We start from the raw sequence: 17,391 nt of genomic DNA, 5'->3' as shown, positions 1-17,391 counted from the left end.
ACAGGTGGAATTTGTGGGATAGCGGCAACAACGCGGAATTCGAAGCGCTGGCCCTGCCACTGTTCGATTCGCTCTATAACTTCGCGCACTGGCTGGCGCAGGACCGGCACCAGGCCGAGGACCTTGTCCAGGAAACTTACGCCAAGGCTCTGAAGGGCTTCGGCTCGTTCCGGCCGGGCACGAACTTTCGCGCCTGGATATTCAAGATCCTGCGCAATACGTTCCTGACCTCGCGTAGCGGGCTGAGCGGCGCGCATACCGAGCCGTTGGAACCCGGGGACGAGGACCGGGTGCTGCCGGTTTCGTCGCATACGCCGGAGACGCTGGTGATCACCCAGGACCTCGGCGAGGCGTTGCAGCAGGCGATCGAAGCCCTGCCGGTGCCGTTCCGCGAAGTGCTGTTGCTGGCCGACGTGGAGGAAATGTCGTACCAGGAAATTTCCGAGACGTTGTCCATTCCCATCGGGACGGTGATGTCGCGGCTGGCCCGCGCGCGCAAGTCGGCGCGGCAGAAACTGATGGAGTCCGGCTATGAACAGAAGAAGGGAACAGCGGCGCGATAGACGGAAGATATGAACTGCGAAGCCTGGCAATCAAAACTCGATGCGTATGCCGACGCGGAGCTTCCCCCGGACACGATGCGCTCCATGGCTGAGCATCTGTCCGGATGTCCGGCGTGCACGGCGGAGATTGTGCAGATCATGCAACTGAAGCGCGTCACGGCGACGGCGGGGAAGCGGTACACCCCGGCGCCGGAATTGCGCGCGCGCGTGCTCCGGCAGATTGCGGCCAAGCCGGCGCGCGGCGGATGGCAATGGGCGCTGGGCCTCGCGCTGGCGGCTGTGGTGGTGATTGGCCTCGGGTTGGCGATCGTGCTGCCGTCACGGACGGCGGCGCGCGACCAGTTGATCGCGGGCGTGGTGGATAGCCACATCACCGCTCTGGCCAGTGCCTCGCCGGTGGACGTGGTATCCAGCGACCGGCACACCGTGAAGCCGTGGTTTGCGGGCAAGCTGCCGTTCACGTTTGATTTGCCGGAGTTGACGGGAACGCCGTTCACCCTGGCCGGCGGGCGGATGGTGTATCTCGACAGCGAGCCCGGCGCGCACCTTATTTATGACGTGCGGAAGCATCACCTGTCGGTGTTTGTCTTGCAGGACCGCGGCGATTTCGCGCGGCTGTTGCCGTCGTCAGCAAAGGCGTGGCGCTCGCGTGCTTTCAATGTCGAGACGTGGAACCGCGCTGGGCTGCAGTTTTTCGTGGTCAGCGATGCGGCGCCGGAAGACGTGAGCGCCCTGGCGGAGTTGCTGAAGCGGGCGAATTAGTCTTTAGTCCTGAGTTGTGCCTAACGCCTAAAACCTAAAACCCTGTCCCTACGTCGGCACTTTTAGGATCATGTAACCCCCGGCGAGCGCAAACAGCAGGTCGGGAGACCAGGCGGCCAGGGCCGGGGGAAGCTGGTTGGTATTGCCCATGGCTTCGAACAGGCCGGAGACGATGAAGTAAACCACCGCAATGCCCACCGCGGTGGCCACACCGGCCAGCGCGCCGCGGCGTCCGGCCGTAAGCGCAAACGGCACCGCCAGCATCGCCATGACGAAGGTGATGATGGGGAACGCGAACTTCTTCTGCAACTGCACCCGCAGCCGAACCACATCGAATCCGCTCTGCTGCAGGTCGTGGATGTAGTTCTTCAGCTCCTCGTAATTCATCTCCGACGACTGCTTCACTTCCTTCTTGAAGTAGCCGGGCGGCTCGCGCAGTTCGGCAAAGGTCTCGACATCGAAGGGGCGGTAAGCCTCGATCGCCGAACCGCGGAACGAGCGCTCCCAGCCCTGTTCGAAGATCCACTTCTGGAGCGTGTCGGACCAGTGCGCGCGCGTGGCATAAATACGCTTGTTCAACTCGAAAGTCTTGGGATCGAATTCGAAAATGGAAATGCTGCCGAAGCGATTGCTCTCGGCGTCGAAGAACTCGTAGTAATAAATGTCGGAGCGCTGGCCGAAGATCCACTTGCGGTCGGGACGCAGATAGGTTTGCGCCGGCTTGCCCTTGATCTGGTTACGCAGCGCGTCCTGCCGTTTGTTGGCATGCGGCAGGTAGAGCTGCTCGAAGAAGAAGAGTCCGGTGGCGAGAATGGCGGCAATCACCATCACCGGCAGGATCACGCGGTAGATGCTGATGCCGGTGGCCTTCATGGCGGTGATCTCGTTCGCCTTCTGCATCAGGCCGAAGGTCACCAGCACCGCCAGCAGCACGCTGATGTGGGTGGTGTTGTAGATGAAGTACGGCGTCACGTTGACCAGGTACTGACCGACCATGACCAGCGGCACGCGATTGCGCACGATGTCGCCCAGCAGCTCGAAAAAGGTGAAGACCAGCAGCAGCATGAGGAAGGTGCTCAGGATCATGCCCAGGTAGACGAAGAAATCGCGCAGGATGTAGTCGTCAATGATCAGCGGAAAATGCGCGCTGAACACGCGCTTGCGATTGGCAGCGCGTTCAAACGCCCCGCCTTCGCCCCGGACCGCCGGCACGCGCGCCTTGAACCTGGCTGCCAGTTCCGCCCAGAAATGGCGCAGGGAGAAAATATCGATCGGCATCCGCTCCGAGCGCCACAGCAGGAAGAGTCCGCCGAAGAGGAACACGATGTTGCCCAGCCACAAGCCCGGCCCGGCGGCAATCTTGCCCTGGCGCGCCATCGACATTCCCGCCAGCGAGAGGAAGTAATAGAGGAACACCAGGCCGATGGTGAGCACGAAACCGGTGCTCTTGCCGCCCTTCTTCGCCGAAAGGCCGAGGGGAATTCCCACCAGCGCCAGCACGATGCAGGCGGTGGGAAGCGCCAGGCGGCGGTGGAACTCGATGGCGGACGCCCGGCTCTTCGGCCCGTTATCGCGCATGCGCTGCAGCAGTTCCGAAGTGCTCATCTCGGCCGCCGGGGTAACGCTGCTGGGCGGATTCTGGGGCGCCGGAAGCGGGAGAAAAATTTCGGTCTCCCGGAAGGTGTAAATGTCATTCTCCCGCGGGCGCCGCGGGTCGGTTTCATGCCGCGATGCGTTCTCGAGGTGCAACCGGAGCTTGTCCGGGCCTTCACTGACGGCGACGCCCTTTTGCGCTACGGTGATCATGGGCGCGGAAGGATTGCTGATGTCGGCGACGAATACGCCCTTCCACAGCGCGGCGCCCTCGGCGCTGCTGACGTCCTGGACATAGAGCACCAGGTTCTTGAAGTCTTCGTAGAAGACGCGGGGCTGGATCTCGAACGATACCTGGCTGCTCTTCAGCCGGTTCTGCAGGCGCGCCAGAGCCGACGCGGAGCGCGGCGCGATGAAGACGTTGTTGGCCAGGGCCAGCAGCCAGGCGATGGTCACGAAAATGGCGAGGATGCGGACGAAGGTACCCGGCCCGATGCCGCTGGCGCGCATGGCGGTGACCTCGCTGTCGGCCGCCAGCCGGCTCAGCCCGATCAGGATTCCCACCAGCACCGCCATGGGAATGGTGACGGTGAGCGCGCCGGGCATGGTCAGAAAGAAGATCTCGGCCACGCTGGGCAGCGGCGCGCTGTTGCGCACCACCAGTTCCAGGATGCGCTCCAGGTCCCGCAGGAAAATCACGAAGGTGAAGATCGCCACGCCGATCAGGGCGTGCGAGAGCACCTCGCTCAGGATGTAGCGGGTCAGGATTCTCATGAATAGGCTTTAGGCCTTAGGCCTTGGGCTTTAGGTTTTAAGCCGCCTAACGCCTAAAGCCTGGCGCCCAAAGCCTGAGTCTAGCACGATGTTTTGCCACCACCGCCCCGCGTGAATTACTCTTTACGTTCTCCCAATGTATTCGCCGATCATCACGAAAGCTGGCATTACTGACGACTGGCCACTGGCCACTGACCACTGAGCATGCCCACGCTGCGCATCGCAATCCTCTGGCACATGCACCAGCCTTTCTACAAGGACCTGGTCAGCGGAGACTACCGCCTGCCGTGGGTGCGCATGCACGCGCTCAAGGATTACTACGGCATGGTGAAGCTGCTGGACGAATTTCCCAACGTCCACCAGACCTTCAACCTGGTGCCGTCGCTGGTGACGCAGCTCGAGGAGTACGTCGCCGGCAGCGCGCGCGATCCTTTTCTCGACGTCGCCACCAAGCCCGCCGGGGAACTCTCGAGCGAAGAGCGGCGGTTCGCGCTCGAGTACCTGTTCTACGCCAATCCGACGCAGATGATTGGGCGCTACCCGCGCTATCGCGAGTTGTGGGACACGTTCCGTGGCGCCGGCCAGGACTCCACGCGCGCCGAACGCATGTTCCAGGCGCAGGATTTCACCGATCTGCAAGTTCTCTCGCAGCTTGCCTGGTTCGACGAGTTCTTTCTGGAGCAGCCGGACGTGGCCGCGCTGGTCAAGAAAGAGCGCAAGTTTTCGCGCCAGGACCAGGAATTCGTGACCGCCAAGCAGCGCGAGATCATGGCTGCGGTCCTGCCCGCGTATGCGGCAGCGGCCCGGCGCGGCGGGATCGAGCTCTCGACCTCGCCCTTCTACCATCCCATCCTGCCGCTGGTGTGCGACACCGACCAGGGCGCGGTCTCGCATCCCGGGCTGCACCTGCCTGCCAGTCCGTACCGGCACCCTGAAGATGCGCGCGAGCAACTGCAGCGCGGCCTCGACTTGCACCAGCGCGTGTTCGGCGCGCGGCCGCTTGGGGTGTGGCCGTCGGAGGGCAGCGTGTCGGAGCAGGTGCTCGATCTCGCGTGCCAGTCCGGTATCCGCTGGATGGCCACCGACGAAGGCGTGCTCGGCCGCACTTTGGGCTTTCACTTCGCGCGCGACGGCCACGGCCAGCTTGCGCCCGGCGGCCCCGAGCGCCTCTACGCACCCTACGTTTACGAGAAGGGCGCGACCCGCATGAACCTGGTCTTTCGCGATCACACGCTGTCGGACCTGATCGGCTTCGTGTACTCCGGGATGAACGCGCGGGAGGCCGCCAATCATTTTGTGCGCAGCATCCGGCAAGCGGCCGAGCCGTTGCTGCGGAAGGGAAGCGATGCGCTGGTCGCGGTCATTCTCGACGGCGAGAATGCGTGGGAATATTACCCGCGCTCCGGCCGCGAATTCCTCCGCCGCGTGTACGACGCGCTGCAAAAGGATGCCGGGCTGGAGGCGGTCACAGTCAGCCAGGCGGTGGAGCGACACCGCCATGCGCCGCGGCTGCAGTCGCTGGTGCCGGGCTCATGGATCAACGCCAACTTCGATGTCTGGATCGGAGCGCCCGAGGACAACACGGCGTGGGATTACCTGGCCGCGGCGCGCGCGTTCTACACCCAGGCCGCCCCGATGGCGCCGGCGGAAAAGCGGCGCCTCGCGCTGGAGGAGCTCCTGATCGCGGAGGGGAGCGACTGGAACTGGTGGTACGGCCCGGAGCATCACTCCGCCAACGACCGCGAATTCGACGAGCTCTACCGCAAGCACCTCTCCAACGTCTACCAGAGCCTGGGCGCGGCGCCGCCGGTGTACCTGGCACACGCCATCGCCGGCGGCATGGTGCGTCCGGTGTTCGCCGCGCAAACCGCGTACATTCATCCGCGGGTGGGCGCCGATTTCACGCGCTACTTCGACTGGATCGGCGCCGCCATGTACACCGCCGATCGCCGCGCCGGCGCCATGCACGGCAAAGTGTTCCTGCTCGACGCCATCTACGCCGGCATTGATGAAGATTTTCTCTACGGCCGCCTGGATTTCATCGGAGGAATTCCCCAAGAGGCGTTCGAGCTGATTGTGACCTGCGATCGCGCTGCTCCCGCCGGGAACACCGCTGCCTCCGTTCCCGGTGGAACGCGAAAACTGGTCACCGACAGCGCGCCGGCGTCGTTCCGCCTGGAATTGAAAGTCGAAAACCGCGCCATCAAGAGGTGGCGGCTGCGCCCGGCGGATTCAAAGACGGACATCGCCGGCTCTGACGTGCCCTACAACAATACGGTGCGCGCGACGTTATACAAGAATTTCGAGTTCCAGATTCCGCTGGCGCTGCTCGGCGCCGGCTTTGGCCAGATACTCCGGCTGCGCTTCAGCCTCTGGCGCGACCACCTCCCCGTGGACGCCCTGCCGGTCGAAGGCACGATGGAACTGCCCGTTATATCGGAAGACGAGATGTCGGCAGGCGCGATGAATTACAGCGCGTTCAGCTAGGCAGGCTTTAGGCTCTAGGCTTCAGGCTTCAGGCGGAAAACCTAAGTCTTATTTGCCGGAAATCCGCGCCCACTGCGGCGGTTGACCTTTTGCCGGGCAAGGGGCGCGATACAGCTCCACGGTGAAGCGCGGCTTCTGGCCCGCGGGCGGCGGTAGGTAGTACACCACGCTCGCGCTGATGGATTTGGAAGCAGCATCGGTATCGCAGGTGTCGTCGTAGATCTGCCCGAAATCTTCGACGGTGGCCAGCTTGTCTTTGTCGAACTCCACCAGCCGCGCGGCCTCGATCCATTCGCCCCGCCCGGTGTGGCCGCCTTGCAACAGCAGTTCATGTTTGCCATCGCCATTCAGGTCGTACGTCCGCAGGTTTCCCGTACCCATGGGAGCTTCCACGTTGGCGGTCAACGCGCCCGCCGTGAACACGACCAGGCGGCGGGTCGAGGACACAGGGTCGTGGCTGCACTCGCCCACGTCAATCAGGTACACGGTTTGCTTCAGGCCGGCGGCGGTGAAGGAGCCCTCGGCAGCGCCGCGGATGGCCGGAACAATTTGTCCCGGCGCATTCGCCTCCGGGCCGGCGTTGCACGCGCGCAGGGATGACAGGTAGGAGGGAAAAACCGCGGAGAGGATCTTTCGAGTGGTCGCGGCGTCGACCTCGGCGTCCGCGGCCGGCTCGTGGGGGCGGAAGTCGTAAAGGATTTTCTTGTCGAGGGAAGAGAACCCGCTGTTGGAGCGCGAATACGGTTCCCGGTTGCAGCCGGCGAGGGCCAGCAGAAATGCGACGACGATGGCGAGACGGAACAACATGAGTGCGGCCACGCGTGGGACCGCACTCATTGTAACTGGCGCTATTGTCCGCCGCTGCCGGCGCCCAGCGACATCGGGCGGCTCAGCTCCCAGACGATTTCCGTTCCGGCGGGCAGCACGGCGGAGCGCGACTGGATGAGCCAGTGCACCACCGAGGCGGTTGCGCCGACGCCGGCGCCGATGAGCGCGCCTTCGCCGCCCGCGATGACTCCGCCGGCAATCGCTCCCCCGGCCGCCACGATGCCGGTTTCCTTCCAATCGCTGCCGTCATGGCCGCGGCCCTTCAGCTTGCCTTCATCGTTCACGTCCACGTCCGGACGCGCGTTGGTGTCCACCGCCACCGCGTTCAGCGTGTAGCGGTCGCCGCTCGGCATGATGATGGTGTCAGGACGCAGGTCAATCGTCGGTGTGCCGCGGATCCGGCGGCGGTCCTGGGCCCTCGCGACGCGCCCTTCCAGCGACGCACCCACCGGGATGATGGTGCGGCCATTCAGCGTCACGCCTTCGGTCACGCGCCCGGAAAAACGGTCGCCGGACTTGTTGGTGCGGGTGGAGATGGCCGTTTCCAGTTTCATCTTCACCGCGGTCCCGACCGGCAGCGAAGCCATCAGGTCCGTGCTCGTGGCGGCGCCGGCCGCCGGCGCGATCGCCTCCGGCGCCGGCCTCTCGGATATTTGCGCCGCCAGCGAAACGGCGATTCCCACGCAGAGCAGCAGTGCCAGTAACTTTTTCATGTTGCCTCCTTCGGGATTCCCCGGAGCACTTCCAGAATTGCTTGTACCGGCATGCGGTCGCGCTGGTTCATGCCGACGTAGATCATGCGGATGTTGCCTTCGCGTCCGACGATGAAGGTCGCCGGATGCGCAATGTTGAGCGCGTCGATTCCGATCGCGTGGTACACCCCGTACGCCCTGGTCACACACCGGTCTTCGTCGAGCAGGAACGGAAACGAGATGGGATGCTCGGCAAAATATTTTTCGGGATGGAACATTCCACCGCGCTTTTCCGCCGCGACGTAGACCAACGGCGTCCCGGCCAGTTCATCTTTGATCGGCTCAACCTGAGCCATGCGCTTCACGCAGTTCGGTCACCAGGTGCCGCGCAGGAACTCGATGATCACCGGCCCGCGCTCCAGCAATCTTCCTAGCGATACCTCGCCCATTCCGTTCGCCGATGCCAGCGAAAAGTCCGGCGCGCGGTCCCCGACATTCAGCGTCGCGCTGTGCTGCGCCATCTGTGGCGACTGTAGATCACCGGCGAAAACGGCACAATAACCGACGGAATACCTGAATCAGGGGAGGTAACGCGTCAATGGTCGATGGCCGATGGTCGATGGCAATTCGGCTTGGTTTCATTCTGGACGTATGCGCGCGGTTCTTTCGCTGGCCGATGATGCAAACATGAGAAGCCCACAGACCATCGACCATCGACCAGCGACCGCTTATAATCAGCGGTTTCGGGACTTCCCATGGCGCGCCCAAGTAGCGGTACCGGATATTTAACCGGCGGCAAGTTCGTGCCGCGCAGCGACCTGCCGCACGTTGTGGGATGGAGCACGCCGACTGAATTCAGGCCATTATTTAGAGAAGAAGAACGGACGGAGACATCCATGACTAATATTTCTGAAATTCGCGGACGCCAGGTGCTGGATTCGCGCGGCAATCCCACGGTGGAAGCCGAGGTGTGGCTCTCGGACGGCGCCGTGGGGCGCGCCATCGTTCCCAGCGGCGCTTCCACCGGCGAGCACGAAGCGGTGGAACTTCGCGACGGTGATGAGAATTTCTATCAAGGCAACGGCGTGCTCAAGGCGGTGGAGCACGTGAACACCGAGATCGCCGACGCGCTCGCCAACATGGATGCCGCCGAGCAGCAAACCATCGACACCAAAATGATCGAGCTCGACGGCACCGAGAACAAGGGCCGCCTGGGCGCGAATGCGATCCTCGCCGTCTCCATGGCGTGCGCGCGCGCCGCCGCCGAGGCATTCAAGCTGCCGCTCTACCGCTATCTCGGCGGCCTCAACGCCAACACCCTGCCGTGCCCCATGATGAACATCCTCAACGGCGGCGCGCACGCCGACAACAACGTGGACTTCCAGGAATTCATGATCATGCCCGTCGGCGCCGAGAGCTTCGACGAAGCGCTGCGCTGGGGCGTCGAAACATTTCATACCCTCAAGGGCGTGCTCAAGAAGCGCGGATACAACACGTCGGTCGGCGACGAGGGCGGCTTCGCGCCGTCGCTGAAGTCCAACGTGGAAGCCATCGAGGTCGTGCTGGAGGCGATTACGCAGGCCGGCTATCGCGCCGGCGAGGACATTGCCATCGCGATTGATCCCGCGGCCAGCGAGTTTTTCCAGAATGGCAAGTACGTGTTCAAGAAGTCCGACAACTCGGAGCACACTTCCGACGACATGGTCCGCTACTGGTCGAAGTGGGTGCGGGATTATCCGATTGTCTCCCTCGAAGACGGGCTGGCGGAAGACGACTGGGAGGGCTGGGCCGCGCTCACGAAAGAATTGGGCGACCGCATCCAGTTGGTCGGCGACGATATTTTTGTCACCAATCCGGAGCGGCTGGAGCGCGGTATTGATCTTGGGGTGGCGAATTCCATTCTCATCAAGGTGAACCAGATCGGCACCGTTAGCGAGACGCTGGACGCGATTGATCTGGCGCGGCGCAACGGCTACACCTACGTCATCTCGCACCGCTCGGGTGAAACCGAGGACGCGTTCATCGCCGATCTGGCGGTCGCCACCGCGGCGGGCCAGATCAAGACCGGGTCGCTCTGCCGCACCGACCGCGTCGCCAAGTACAACCAGTTGCTGCGCATCGAGGAAGAACTCGGCGACGCGGCGCGCTTCCTTGGCCTCGAAGCGCTGAACTATCACGGTGAAATTGCGGGAGCGGGAGCGTAGAACAAATCAGCCGCAGATGAACGCTGATCGTTGAATTCCATTACCGTACGTGTGGCACACGCGCCCTCGCGTGTGCAATTTTGAAATTGGTTTGCGACCTTCGCGTTCTTTGCGGTTTGATTTTTCTTTATCCGTGTTCATCCGCGTAAATCCGCGGCCAAGTTTTTCCTGACGACTGAAGACCGACGACTGAAGACTCATGCCGATACCCAAACCTCTCGTCCTCATCATCCTCGACGGCTGGGGGTACGCGCCGCCGTCCAAAGCGAATGCCATTTCCTTAGCCCGCAAGCCCACCTACGACAAGCTGCTCACCGACTATCCCAACACGCTCATCCACACCAGCGGGCGTTTTGTCGGTTTGCCTGACGGCCAGATGGGCAACAGCGAGGTCGGCCACCTCAACATCGGCGCCGGGCGCGTCGTCTACATGGACATCACGCGCATTGATCTGATGGTCGAGAAGGGCGATTTCTTCACCAATCCCGTTCTCATGGGCGCCATGAAGCATGCGCGCTCGGGTGGGCGGCGGCTGCACCTGTTCGGCCTGCTTTCCGACGGCGGCGTGCACTCCCTGAACACGCACCTGTACGCGCTGCTGCGCATGGCCAAGCAGAACGGCGTGGAGCGCGTCTTCGTCCACTGCTTCATGGATGGACGCGACACGCTGCCCACCAACGGCGCCGGCTACATCGAGCAGCTTCAGCAGAAGATGCGCGAGTATGGCGTCGGCAAGATCGCCTCCGTCGAGGGCCGCTACTACGCCATGGACCGCGACAAGCGCTGGGAGCGCGAGCTGAAGGCCTTCAACGCCATGGTGAAAGGCAACGGCGAGGCCGGAAACTACATTGACCCGGCGCAGGGCGTGAAGGAGTCGTACAACCGCGGCGTCACCGACGAGTTCATCATTCCATTCGCCGTTACCGGCAACCGCGGCGAGGCGCTGGCCACCATCCGCGACGACGACGCGTGCATCTGCTTCAACTTCCGCGCCGACCGTGCCCGGCAGATCGCGCGCGCGCTCGCCCGCGAAAGCGGACTCGCCCCCAACGGCGGCCGCGAACTTCCCGACGCCGCCGCGCTCGACGCCACCATCCCGCGCAGCGAGGTCCCGAAAAATCTGCACTACGTCTGCATGACGCAGTACGACAAGGCGTTCACGCTGCCCTACGTCGTGCCACCCGAGGAGCTGAATAACATTCTCGCCAACATCATGGCGAACCAGAAGCTGCGCAACCTGCGCGTCGCCGAAACCGAAAAGTACGCGCACGTCACCTACTTCTTTAACGGCGGCGTCGAGCAGCCGTTTCCGGGCGAGGAACGCTCGCTGGTGCCATCGCCGAAGGTCGCCACCTACGACCTGAAGCCGGAGATGAGCGCTCCCGGTATTGCCGAAACCGTGGTCAACGCGGTGGAGAAGGGCGCGTTCGACGTCATCATCGTCAACTTCGCCAACGCCGACATGGTGGGACACTCCGGCAAAATTCCTCCCACTATCAAGGCGGTGGAAACCGTGGACGCCTGCCTCGCCGAGATCTACCGCGCGGTGCGGCAGAAGGGCGGCGCGATCATCTTGACCGCCGATCACGGCAACGCCGAAATGATGATTGACCCCGCCAGCGGCGGCCCGCACACCGCGCACACCACCAATCCCGTGCCGCTCATCATCATCAGCGAGGCAAGGAAGAGCTTCGGCTTGCGCCCGGACGGCGCGCTCCAGGACATCTCTCCCACCATCCTCGCGCTGCTCGGCATTCCGCAGCCGAAGGACATGACCGGGAAAGACCTGAGGATCACGCTGGGAACTTAGCCACAGAGGACACAGAGGACACTAATTGTTGGAGCGCGGTCGCCCGCAACCGCATTTTGTCTTCGCGACCTTTGCGTCTTCGCGGATGATCTTTTATCCTCCGTGTCTCCGTGTCTCCGTGCTTCCGTGGTGACATGAAAATCCTGATTGTTGTCTACCATCCTTTCGAACTCTGGCAAGCGCCGCCGTGGTTTTCCGAGCGACTGCGCCAGGACTTTCCCGGCGTCGAAGTCGTACAGCGGAAGGAATACGGCGACATCGAAGGCGACCTGCGCGACACCGACATCGCCATCACCTGGTCGTTGCGTCCCGAGCAGTTCCGCGCCGCCCGCAAATTGCGCTGGATACATTCCCCCGCTGCCGCCGTGCACGCGCTCATGATTCCCGAAATCATTGCCGGCGATGTTGTCGTCACCAACGCGCGCGACGTCCACGGACCGGTGGTCGCCGAACACGCCATCGCGTTGGTGCTCGCGCTGGCCAAGCGGCTTCCGTCCGCCTTTCGCTATCAGCAGGAGAGCACGTGGGCGCAAGACCAGATCTGGCGCGAGTCGCCGCGCCCGCGTGAAGTTGCCGGCGCGACGCTGGGGCTTGTCGGTTTGGGAAGCATCGGCCTGGAAACGGCGAGACGGGCCGCCGGGCTCGGCATGAGGGTGATTGCGGTCCGCGAGCACGCCGACAAGCCGCACCATGCATGCGTCTCTAAAGTCTTTGCTCCAAATGAATTAGATGAAATGCTTCGTGTTTCAGATTATGTAGTGCTGGCCGCGCCGCTGACCCCGCGCACGCGTGCCCTGATCAACCGCGATCGGCTGTTGCAGATGAAGCCCGACGCCTACCTGATCAACGTCAGCCGGGGCGCGCTCATTGATCAGGTGGCGCTTCTTGACGCACTGGGCCAGCACCGCATTGCCGGCGCCGCGCTCGATGTCTTTGAAAAAGAGCCGCTCCCACCCGACTCTCCGCTGTGGAAAACAGCCAACCTGGTCATCACCCCGCACACCGCGGCCCTTACCGACAAACTCTGGGAGCGTCATTACGTGCTGGTTTCTGAGAACTTGCGCCGCTTCCTCGCGGGCGCGCCGCTGTTGAACATCGTCGACAAGGCCCGCGGCTACTGAAATTCACCCTCGGTTATTCGGTTATAATGTGCATACTCTCTGGCCCAGGAAACCGCTTGGTGACGAATTTCCCAACCGAAAAGATGTGTCCGCTGCGCGCACCATTGACGCCGAGGACCGCATGGCTCCGGTAGGCGGGGACAGCACTTTGGCGCGGGCGCGGGAGTGGTTCGCATCGCGCCGCAGTTCGCGGCTGTTCCGCTACGGATTTGCGGCTGCCAGCGCGGTGGTGGCTTTCGCCATTACCTGGGCCATCCCGCCGTTGCGTGAGCAGAGTCCCGGGGCGCTGACCTTTACCGCCGTTGTCCTGTCCGCCCTCTATGCCGGACTCGGTCCGGGCCTGTTTGCCACCGCCATATCGGTTCTCATCATCAACGCGTACTTTGTCCCGCCACACCCCTCCCAGGTCCTGCCGACGGCGGTAGCCGATATTGTGCGGTTGACTGTATTCGCCAGCGTGGCGGTGCTGATCAGTTCCCTGAGCGACCAGCGGCGTCGTGCCGAGAAGAAACTTCGCCAGCGCGAGCAGTACTTCCGCCTGCTCATCGAGAACACTTCCGACATTGTCACCATCCTCGGCGCCGACGGCGTGGTCCGCTACCAAAGCCCGTCGCTGGAGCGCGACCTCGGCTATGCGCCCAATGAACTGGTGGGACAAAACGTCTTCCTGTTCATAAGTCCGGAAGACCTTCCCCGGGTGGGCGCCAAGTTTCAATCCGGGGTGAACAAGCCGGGCGCAACTTCGCCGCCGGTCGAGCTCCGGTTCCGCGCCAAGGACGGCTCCTGGCGCACCCTGGAGTGTGTCGGGAAGAATTTGCTGGACGAGCCTTGGGTGGCCGGCATCGTGATCCATTCGCGCGACATCACCGCGCGCAAGCAATTGCTCATGGAACAAGCGGCCCGCATCGAGGCGGAAGCTGCCCAGCGCCGTTTCCACGACCTAGTCGAAGGCCTCGACGCCATCGTGTGGGAGGCGGAGCCCAGCGGGCACTTCACGTTCGTCAGCCGCCGTGCCGAGCAGATCCTCGGCTACGCCCCGGAGCAGTGGGTGAAAAGCGACGGCTGGCTGCGGCACATTGTTGCCGAAGACCGCGAGCGCGTGCTCGACTTGCTGCAGCATCCTGTGCCCGACGTCGCCAACGATTGCGAATACCGCGGCGTGACCTCCGCCGGACGCCTGCTCTGGCTGCGGATGATCGTGTACGCGCTGCGCGACGACAGCGGCAGCGTGGGCCAGTTGCGAGGCCTCATCGTGGATGTCACCGAGCGCCGCCAGGCCGAGGCCGCCTTGCGCACCAGCGAGCGGCTCGCCACGACGGGCCGTCTGGCCGCGTCCATCGCGCATGAGATCAACAATCCGATGGCGGCGGTCACCAACCTGATTTACCTGATCCAGAATGCCCCGGGAGTGGACGAGCCGGCGCGTCAGTACGCGCGGCTGGCCCAGGACGAACTCGCGCGCATGGCGCACATCACGCGCCAGATGCTGGGCTTCTATCGCGAGTCCGCCAAGTCGGTGGCGGTACAGATCACGGAATTGCTCGACAGCGTCCTCGAACTTTATGGCCGCCGCATTCGCCATAGCGGCGCCGTCATCGAGAAGTTGTACGAGCCGGTGCCGCCCATCGATCTCTATCCCGGCGAAATGCGGCAGGTGTTTTCCAACTTGCTGCTGAACGCGCTCGACGCCGTCGGTGAAGGCGGGCGGGTGCGGGTGCACGTCTACGCTTCCGTCGACTGGCGCGACCCGCGGCGCTCCGGCGTGCGCATCGTCATCGCCGACAATGGCCCCGGTATCCGCCGCGAGTATTGCCAGAAAATCTTTGAGCCTTTCTTTACCACCAAGGGACAGAAGGGAACCGGCCTGGGCTTGTGGGTGAGCCAGGGCATCGTCGAAAAGCACCATGGCTCGATTCGCGTCCACAGTGGCCGGCAGCCGGGACGCAGCGGCACGTGTTTTTCCATTTTCCTGCCGCGAGGGCAGTCAGCAAGCGCTCAGGCCGCCGGCGCCGGCAGCGCCGCCTGAAATGCCGCTGCCGGAAACTTCATCACCCGAAATTCCAAATTGGTCACGCCTCGGGCATCTTTCCCGCTGCGCGCGGCGGCGGCGCATTGACCGTTGCCACTCGCGTTGTTATCATCGCAATGCGGGGTGGAGCAGTCTGGTAGCTCGTTGGGCTCATAACCCAAAGGTCGGTGGTTCAAATCCACCCCCCGCAACCAAAGATCTGAGGGCTGCGCCCAGCGCAGCCTTTCTTGCTTTAATGAGTCGCGTCAGCGGAAAGCCATATTTCGTTTACATCCTGTGGAGCGCATCAGGGCAGCGGTTCTATATCGGTATCGGGGAGAACCCGGATGCCCGTTTGCGGCAACACAATGACGGTACCAGCCGAGGTTGGACCTCGCGCCATCGGCCTTGGGAGTTGGTGCACCGTGAGGTGTACGCTGATTACCGCCTCGCTCGTCAGCGTGAGCTGCTGTTGAAGAAGCAGAAAGGCGGCAACGGACTGTTCGAACTTACCGGACTTGATCGAGCACGCTTTCGTCGTGGCTCATAATCCCGCTGAGCGGGATCGGTGGTTCAAATCCACCCCCCGCAACCAAGTTTCCTACTGAATCATCGGGGTCAGCGTTCTCAGCGCTGGCCCTTTCTCTTGTTCATTTCGTGTAGTAACGTGCAGAATTCTCCCCAGCTCTGCCGCAATCCTGCGTTCGTCTGCGGTAACCGCGTGCGTGTAGTCCATCGTGGTTTGTGCATCGGCATGTCCCAGCCGATTCTTCCGCACCGCCATCGGTTTGAGCTTTTTCCCGGTCGGGCCGGTGATGGAACATCTGGCGGGCTTCAGGACTCCAGCTTGAAGCGGGTTGAAGCCAGGGCATAGAGCCGCCGCCAAAGCATACGGTTAATGGTGACCACAATGATCGCCATAACCATAGTCGCCATCAGCAGCATCCGGAAATTTCCATGGTCCGTGGCTTGGCTGATCACCGCACCCAGTCCCACGGTCGAGATTGTCTGGCCGCGAAAGTGAAAGTACTCGGCGACGATGCTCGCGTTCCAGGCGCCCCCGGAGGCAGTTACGAAACCGGTTACCAGATAAGGGAAGATTCCCGGCAACAACAGCCTTCGCCAGCGCTCCACCCGCTTCAAGTGGTAGACGTCGCACACCTCTTTCAAGTCCGTGGGGATGGCCGTCGCCCCGGCGATGACGTTGAACAGCATGTACCACTGCGTACCAAGAAGCAGCAGGACAATCGAACCAATTCCCAGTCCGCCTCCCCAGCGAATCAGGACCAGCAGGATGATCGGGAACAAGGCGGTCGCGGGCACCGACGCGGCGATCTGCGCAATCGGTTGGGCGATGGCGGAGAGTTTCGGATGCAGTCCGATCACGGTTCCTACCGGGATCGTCCAAAGGGCCGCGAGCACGAGAACGAACTCTACACGCAGGAATGTAGCTCCAGCTCCCAGGAAGATGGTGCGCAGATCGGACCATGAGACCGATGCAGCAACCGACAACATCTTCACCACTGCATAGGCGATACCGCCCAGCGCGACAACGCCGACCATCCGCGCAGTCCACCTCGATGCCAGTCGCTTTCCAGGCGTGGGCGCAGATGCGTGAGCTCTCGCAAAGTGCAGGTCCAAGGCCTCGCGAATCGGCATCACCGACTTCCTGGCGGCCAGCGACAGCACGCGCGACCGGCGCAGCAAGTCCAAAATGGGTGACCGCGGCGTCTCGGCGGCTTCCACTTGCTCAAACTTGAACTTCTCGGCCCAGGCGATCACGGGGCGCCAGACCACCCGGTCGATGAGCACGATCACTCCGACCATGACCGCGAGACCGGCGAGGATCGCTCGCGTGTTCCCGGCGTTGGCGGCCGTCTGCAGGTAGGAGCCCAGCCCGGGAAGGCGAAGGTCGCGGTTACCCAGCACAAACATCTCGCAGGCCATGAGGAAGAACCATCCGCCCGCCACCGACATCATGGAATTCCAGATCAGCCCGATGGCTGCGTACGGCAACTCGAGCTGCCGGAACCTCTGCCACCAGCTCAACCGGTAGACCTGCGCCGCCTCGTACATCTCGCGCGGAATGTTCTTCAGCGACGAATAGAAGCTGAAGGTCATGTTCCAGACCTGGCCAGTGAAGATCAGCAGGACGCATCCGAGTTCCACGCCCAGTTGGCGGGTCGGAAAAAGCGCAACCATCGAGATCATGACGCCGGGCAGGAAACTGAGGACAGGAATCGACTGCAAAGTGTCCAGCAGCGGGATCATGAAGCGCTCCGCCTTCCGGTTGTAGGCGGCGACATAGCCGTAGATCAGAGTGAATCCCAGGCTGAACCCATAAGCGATGGTGATGCGCAGCACGGAGTACAGCGCGTACTTGGGCAACGCCGCTGGATGGAGGTCAATTTCCGCTTGGGTGCTGACCGGGCCGATCCAGTAGCGGCCAAAGGAGAGCACCCCATAAAAGAAGGCCATTCCCGCAAGGATGATCGGCAGATCTCGGAGCAGAGATCGGCCACCCGCAGGGACGATTCCCCAGCCTGAAA

General features: G+C 62.9%; 14 protein-coding genes and 1 tRNA gene. 9 read left to right on the top strand and 6 right to left on the bottom strand.

Translation table 11 applies throughout. The features are described 5' to 3' along the window. Positions 1 to 11: 11 nt before the first annotated feature. Positions 12 to 563: a sigma-70 family RNA polymerase sigma factor gene (locus LAN70_08895; GenBank protein ID MBZ5511276.1), complete on the top strand. Its 552-nt coding sequence runs from the start codon at positions 12 to 14 to the stop codon at positions 561 to 563. A 9-nt stretch (positions 564 to 572) separates the two neighbouring features. After that, positions 573 to 1,325 (top strand): zf-HC2 domain-containing protein, encoded by a 753-nt coding sequence (locus tag LAN70_08890; GenBank protein ID MBZ5511275.1) that lies wholly within the window; start codon positions 573 to 575, stop codon positions 1,323 to 1,325. A 48-nt stretch (positions 1,326 to 1,373) separates the two neighbouring features. Here LAN70_08890 and lptF read toward each other — a convergent pair whose 3' ends face one another. Next, on the bottom strand, positions 1,374 to 3,692 hold the full coding sequence (lptF, locus tag LAN70_08885) for an LPS export ABC transporter permease LptF (GenBank protein MBZ5511274.1): 2,319 nt from the start codon (positions 3,690 to 3,692) through the stop codon (positions 1,374 to 1,376). A gap of 204 nt (positions 3,693 to 3,896) precedes the next feature. On the opposite strand from lptF, the gene LAN70_08880 reads away from it, so the two are divergent. Further along, a complete protein-coding gene (locus LAN70_08880) occupies positions 3,897 to 6,179 on the top strand; it encodes a glycoside hydrolase (protein ID MBZ5511273.1) in 2,283 nt (760 codons plus the stop codon). A 48-nt stretch (positions 6,180 to 6,227) separates the two neighbouring features. Here LAN70_08880 and LAN70_08875 read toward each other — a convergent pair whose 3' ends face one another. Genes LAN70_08875 through LAN70_08860 form a run of 4 tightly spaced genes read right to left on the bottom strand, consistent with a single transcriptional unit; the run spans position 6,228 to position 8,220 of the window. Further along, entirely contained in the window at positions 6,228 to 7,016 is a 789-nt protein-coding gene (locus LAN70_08875; protein ID MBZ5511272.1) for a hypothetical protein, read from the bottom strand. Between the two features lie 11 nt (positions 7,017 to 7,027). Further along, positions 7,028 to 7,720: a hypothetical protein gene (locus tag LAN70_08870; protein ID MBZ5511271.1), complete on the bottom strand. Its 693-nt coding sequence runs from the start codon at positions 7,718 to 7,720 to the stop codon at positions 7,028 to 7,030. Next, positions 7,717 to 8,055: a redoxin domain-containing protein gene (locus LAN70_08865; protein MBZ5511270.1), complete on the bottom strand. Its 339-nt coding sequence runs from the start codon at positions 8,053 to 8,055 to the stop codon at positions 7,717 to 7,719. Before LAN70_08865 ends, LAN70_08870 begins: the two co-directional genes overlap by 4 nt. Positions 8,056 to 8,073: 18 nt before the next feature. Then, complete coding sequence (locus tag LAN70_08860; GenBank protein MBZ5511269.1) at positions 8,074 to 8,220, bottom strand: hypothetical protein; 147 nt, start codon at positions 8,218 to 8,220, stop codon at positions 8,074 to 8,076. A gap of 375 nt (positions 8,221 to 8,595) precedes the next feature. Between LAN70_08860 and eno the strand changes: the two genes are divergently transcribed. The 6 genes from eno to LAN70_08830 all read left to right on the top strand — a co-directional run bounded on the left by eno (position 8,596) and on the right by LAN70_08830 (position 15,392). Continuing rightward, positions 8,596 to 9,903 (top strand): phosphopyruvate hydratase, encoded by a 1,308-nt coding sequence (eno, locus tag LAN70_08855; GenBank protein ID MBZ5511268.1) that lies wholly within the window; start codon positions 8,596 to 8,598, stop codon positions 9,901 to 9,903. 205 nt (positions 9,904 to 10,108) lie between these two features. Further along, positions 10,109 to 11,713: a 2,3-bisphosphoglycerate-independent phosphoglycerate mutase gene (gene gpmI / locus LAN70_08850; protein ID MBZ5511267.1), complete on the top strand. Its 1,605-nt coding sequence runs from the start codon at positions 10,109 to 10,111 to the stop codon at positions 11,711 to 11,713. Positions 11,714 to 11,847: 134 nt separating this feature from the next. Continuing rightward, positions 11,848 to 12,834: a D-2-hydroxyacid dehydrogenase gene (locus LAN70_08845; protein MBZ5511266.1), complete on the top strand. Its 987-nt coding sequence runs from the start codon at positions 11,848 to 11,850 to the stop codon at positions 12,832 to 12,834. An 85-nt stretch (positions 12,835 to 12,919) separates the two neighbouring features. Then, positions 12,920 to 14,860, top strand: a complete 1,941-nt coding sequence (locus LAN70_08840; protein ID MBZ5511265.1) for a PAS domain S-box protein — start codon at positions 12,920 to 12,922, stop codon at positions 14,858 to 14,860. 120 nt (positions 14,861 to 14,980) lie between these two features. Further along, positions 14,981 to 15,057 (top strand) — tRNA-Met (locus tag LAN70_08835). Between the two features lie 41 nt (positions 15,058 to 15,098). Next, positions 15,099 to 15,392, top strand: coding sequence for a GIY-YIG nuclease family protein (locus tag LAN70_08830; protein ID MBZ5511264.1), 294 nt, complete (start codon positions 15,099 to 15,101; stop codon positions 15,390 to 15,392). A gap of 284 nt (positions 15,393 to 15,676) precedes the next feature. Here LAN70_08830 and LAN70_08825 read toward each other — a convergent pair whose 3' ends face one another. Next, on the bottom strand, positions 15,677 to 17,320 hold the full coding sequence (locus LAN70_08825) for an ABC transporter permease subunit (protein ID MBZ5511263.1): 1,644 nt from the start codon (positions 17,318 to 17,320) through the stop codon (positions 15,677 to 15,679). Between the last annotated feature and the right edge of the window lie 71 nt (positions 17,321 to 17,391).

Source organism: Terriglobia bacterium (assembly GCA_020072845.1).
Taxonomy (GTDB): domain Bacteria; phylum Acidobacteriota; class Terriglobia; order Terriglobales; family Acidobacteriaceae; genus JAIQGF01.
Note: the sequence above shows the minus strand (reverse complement) of the source record. Positions and strands in the feature narration are given on the sequence as shown.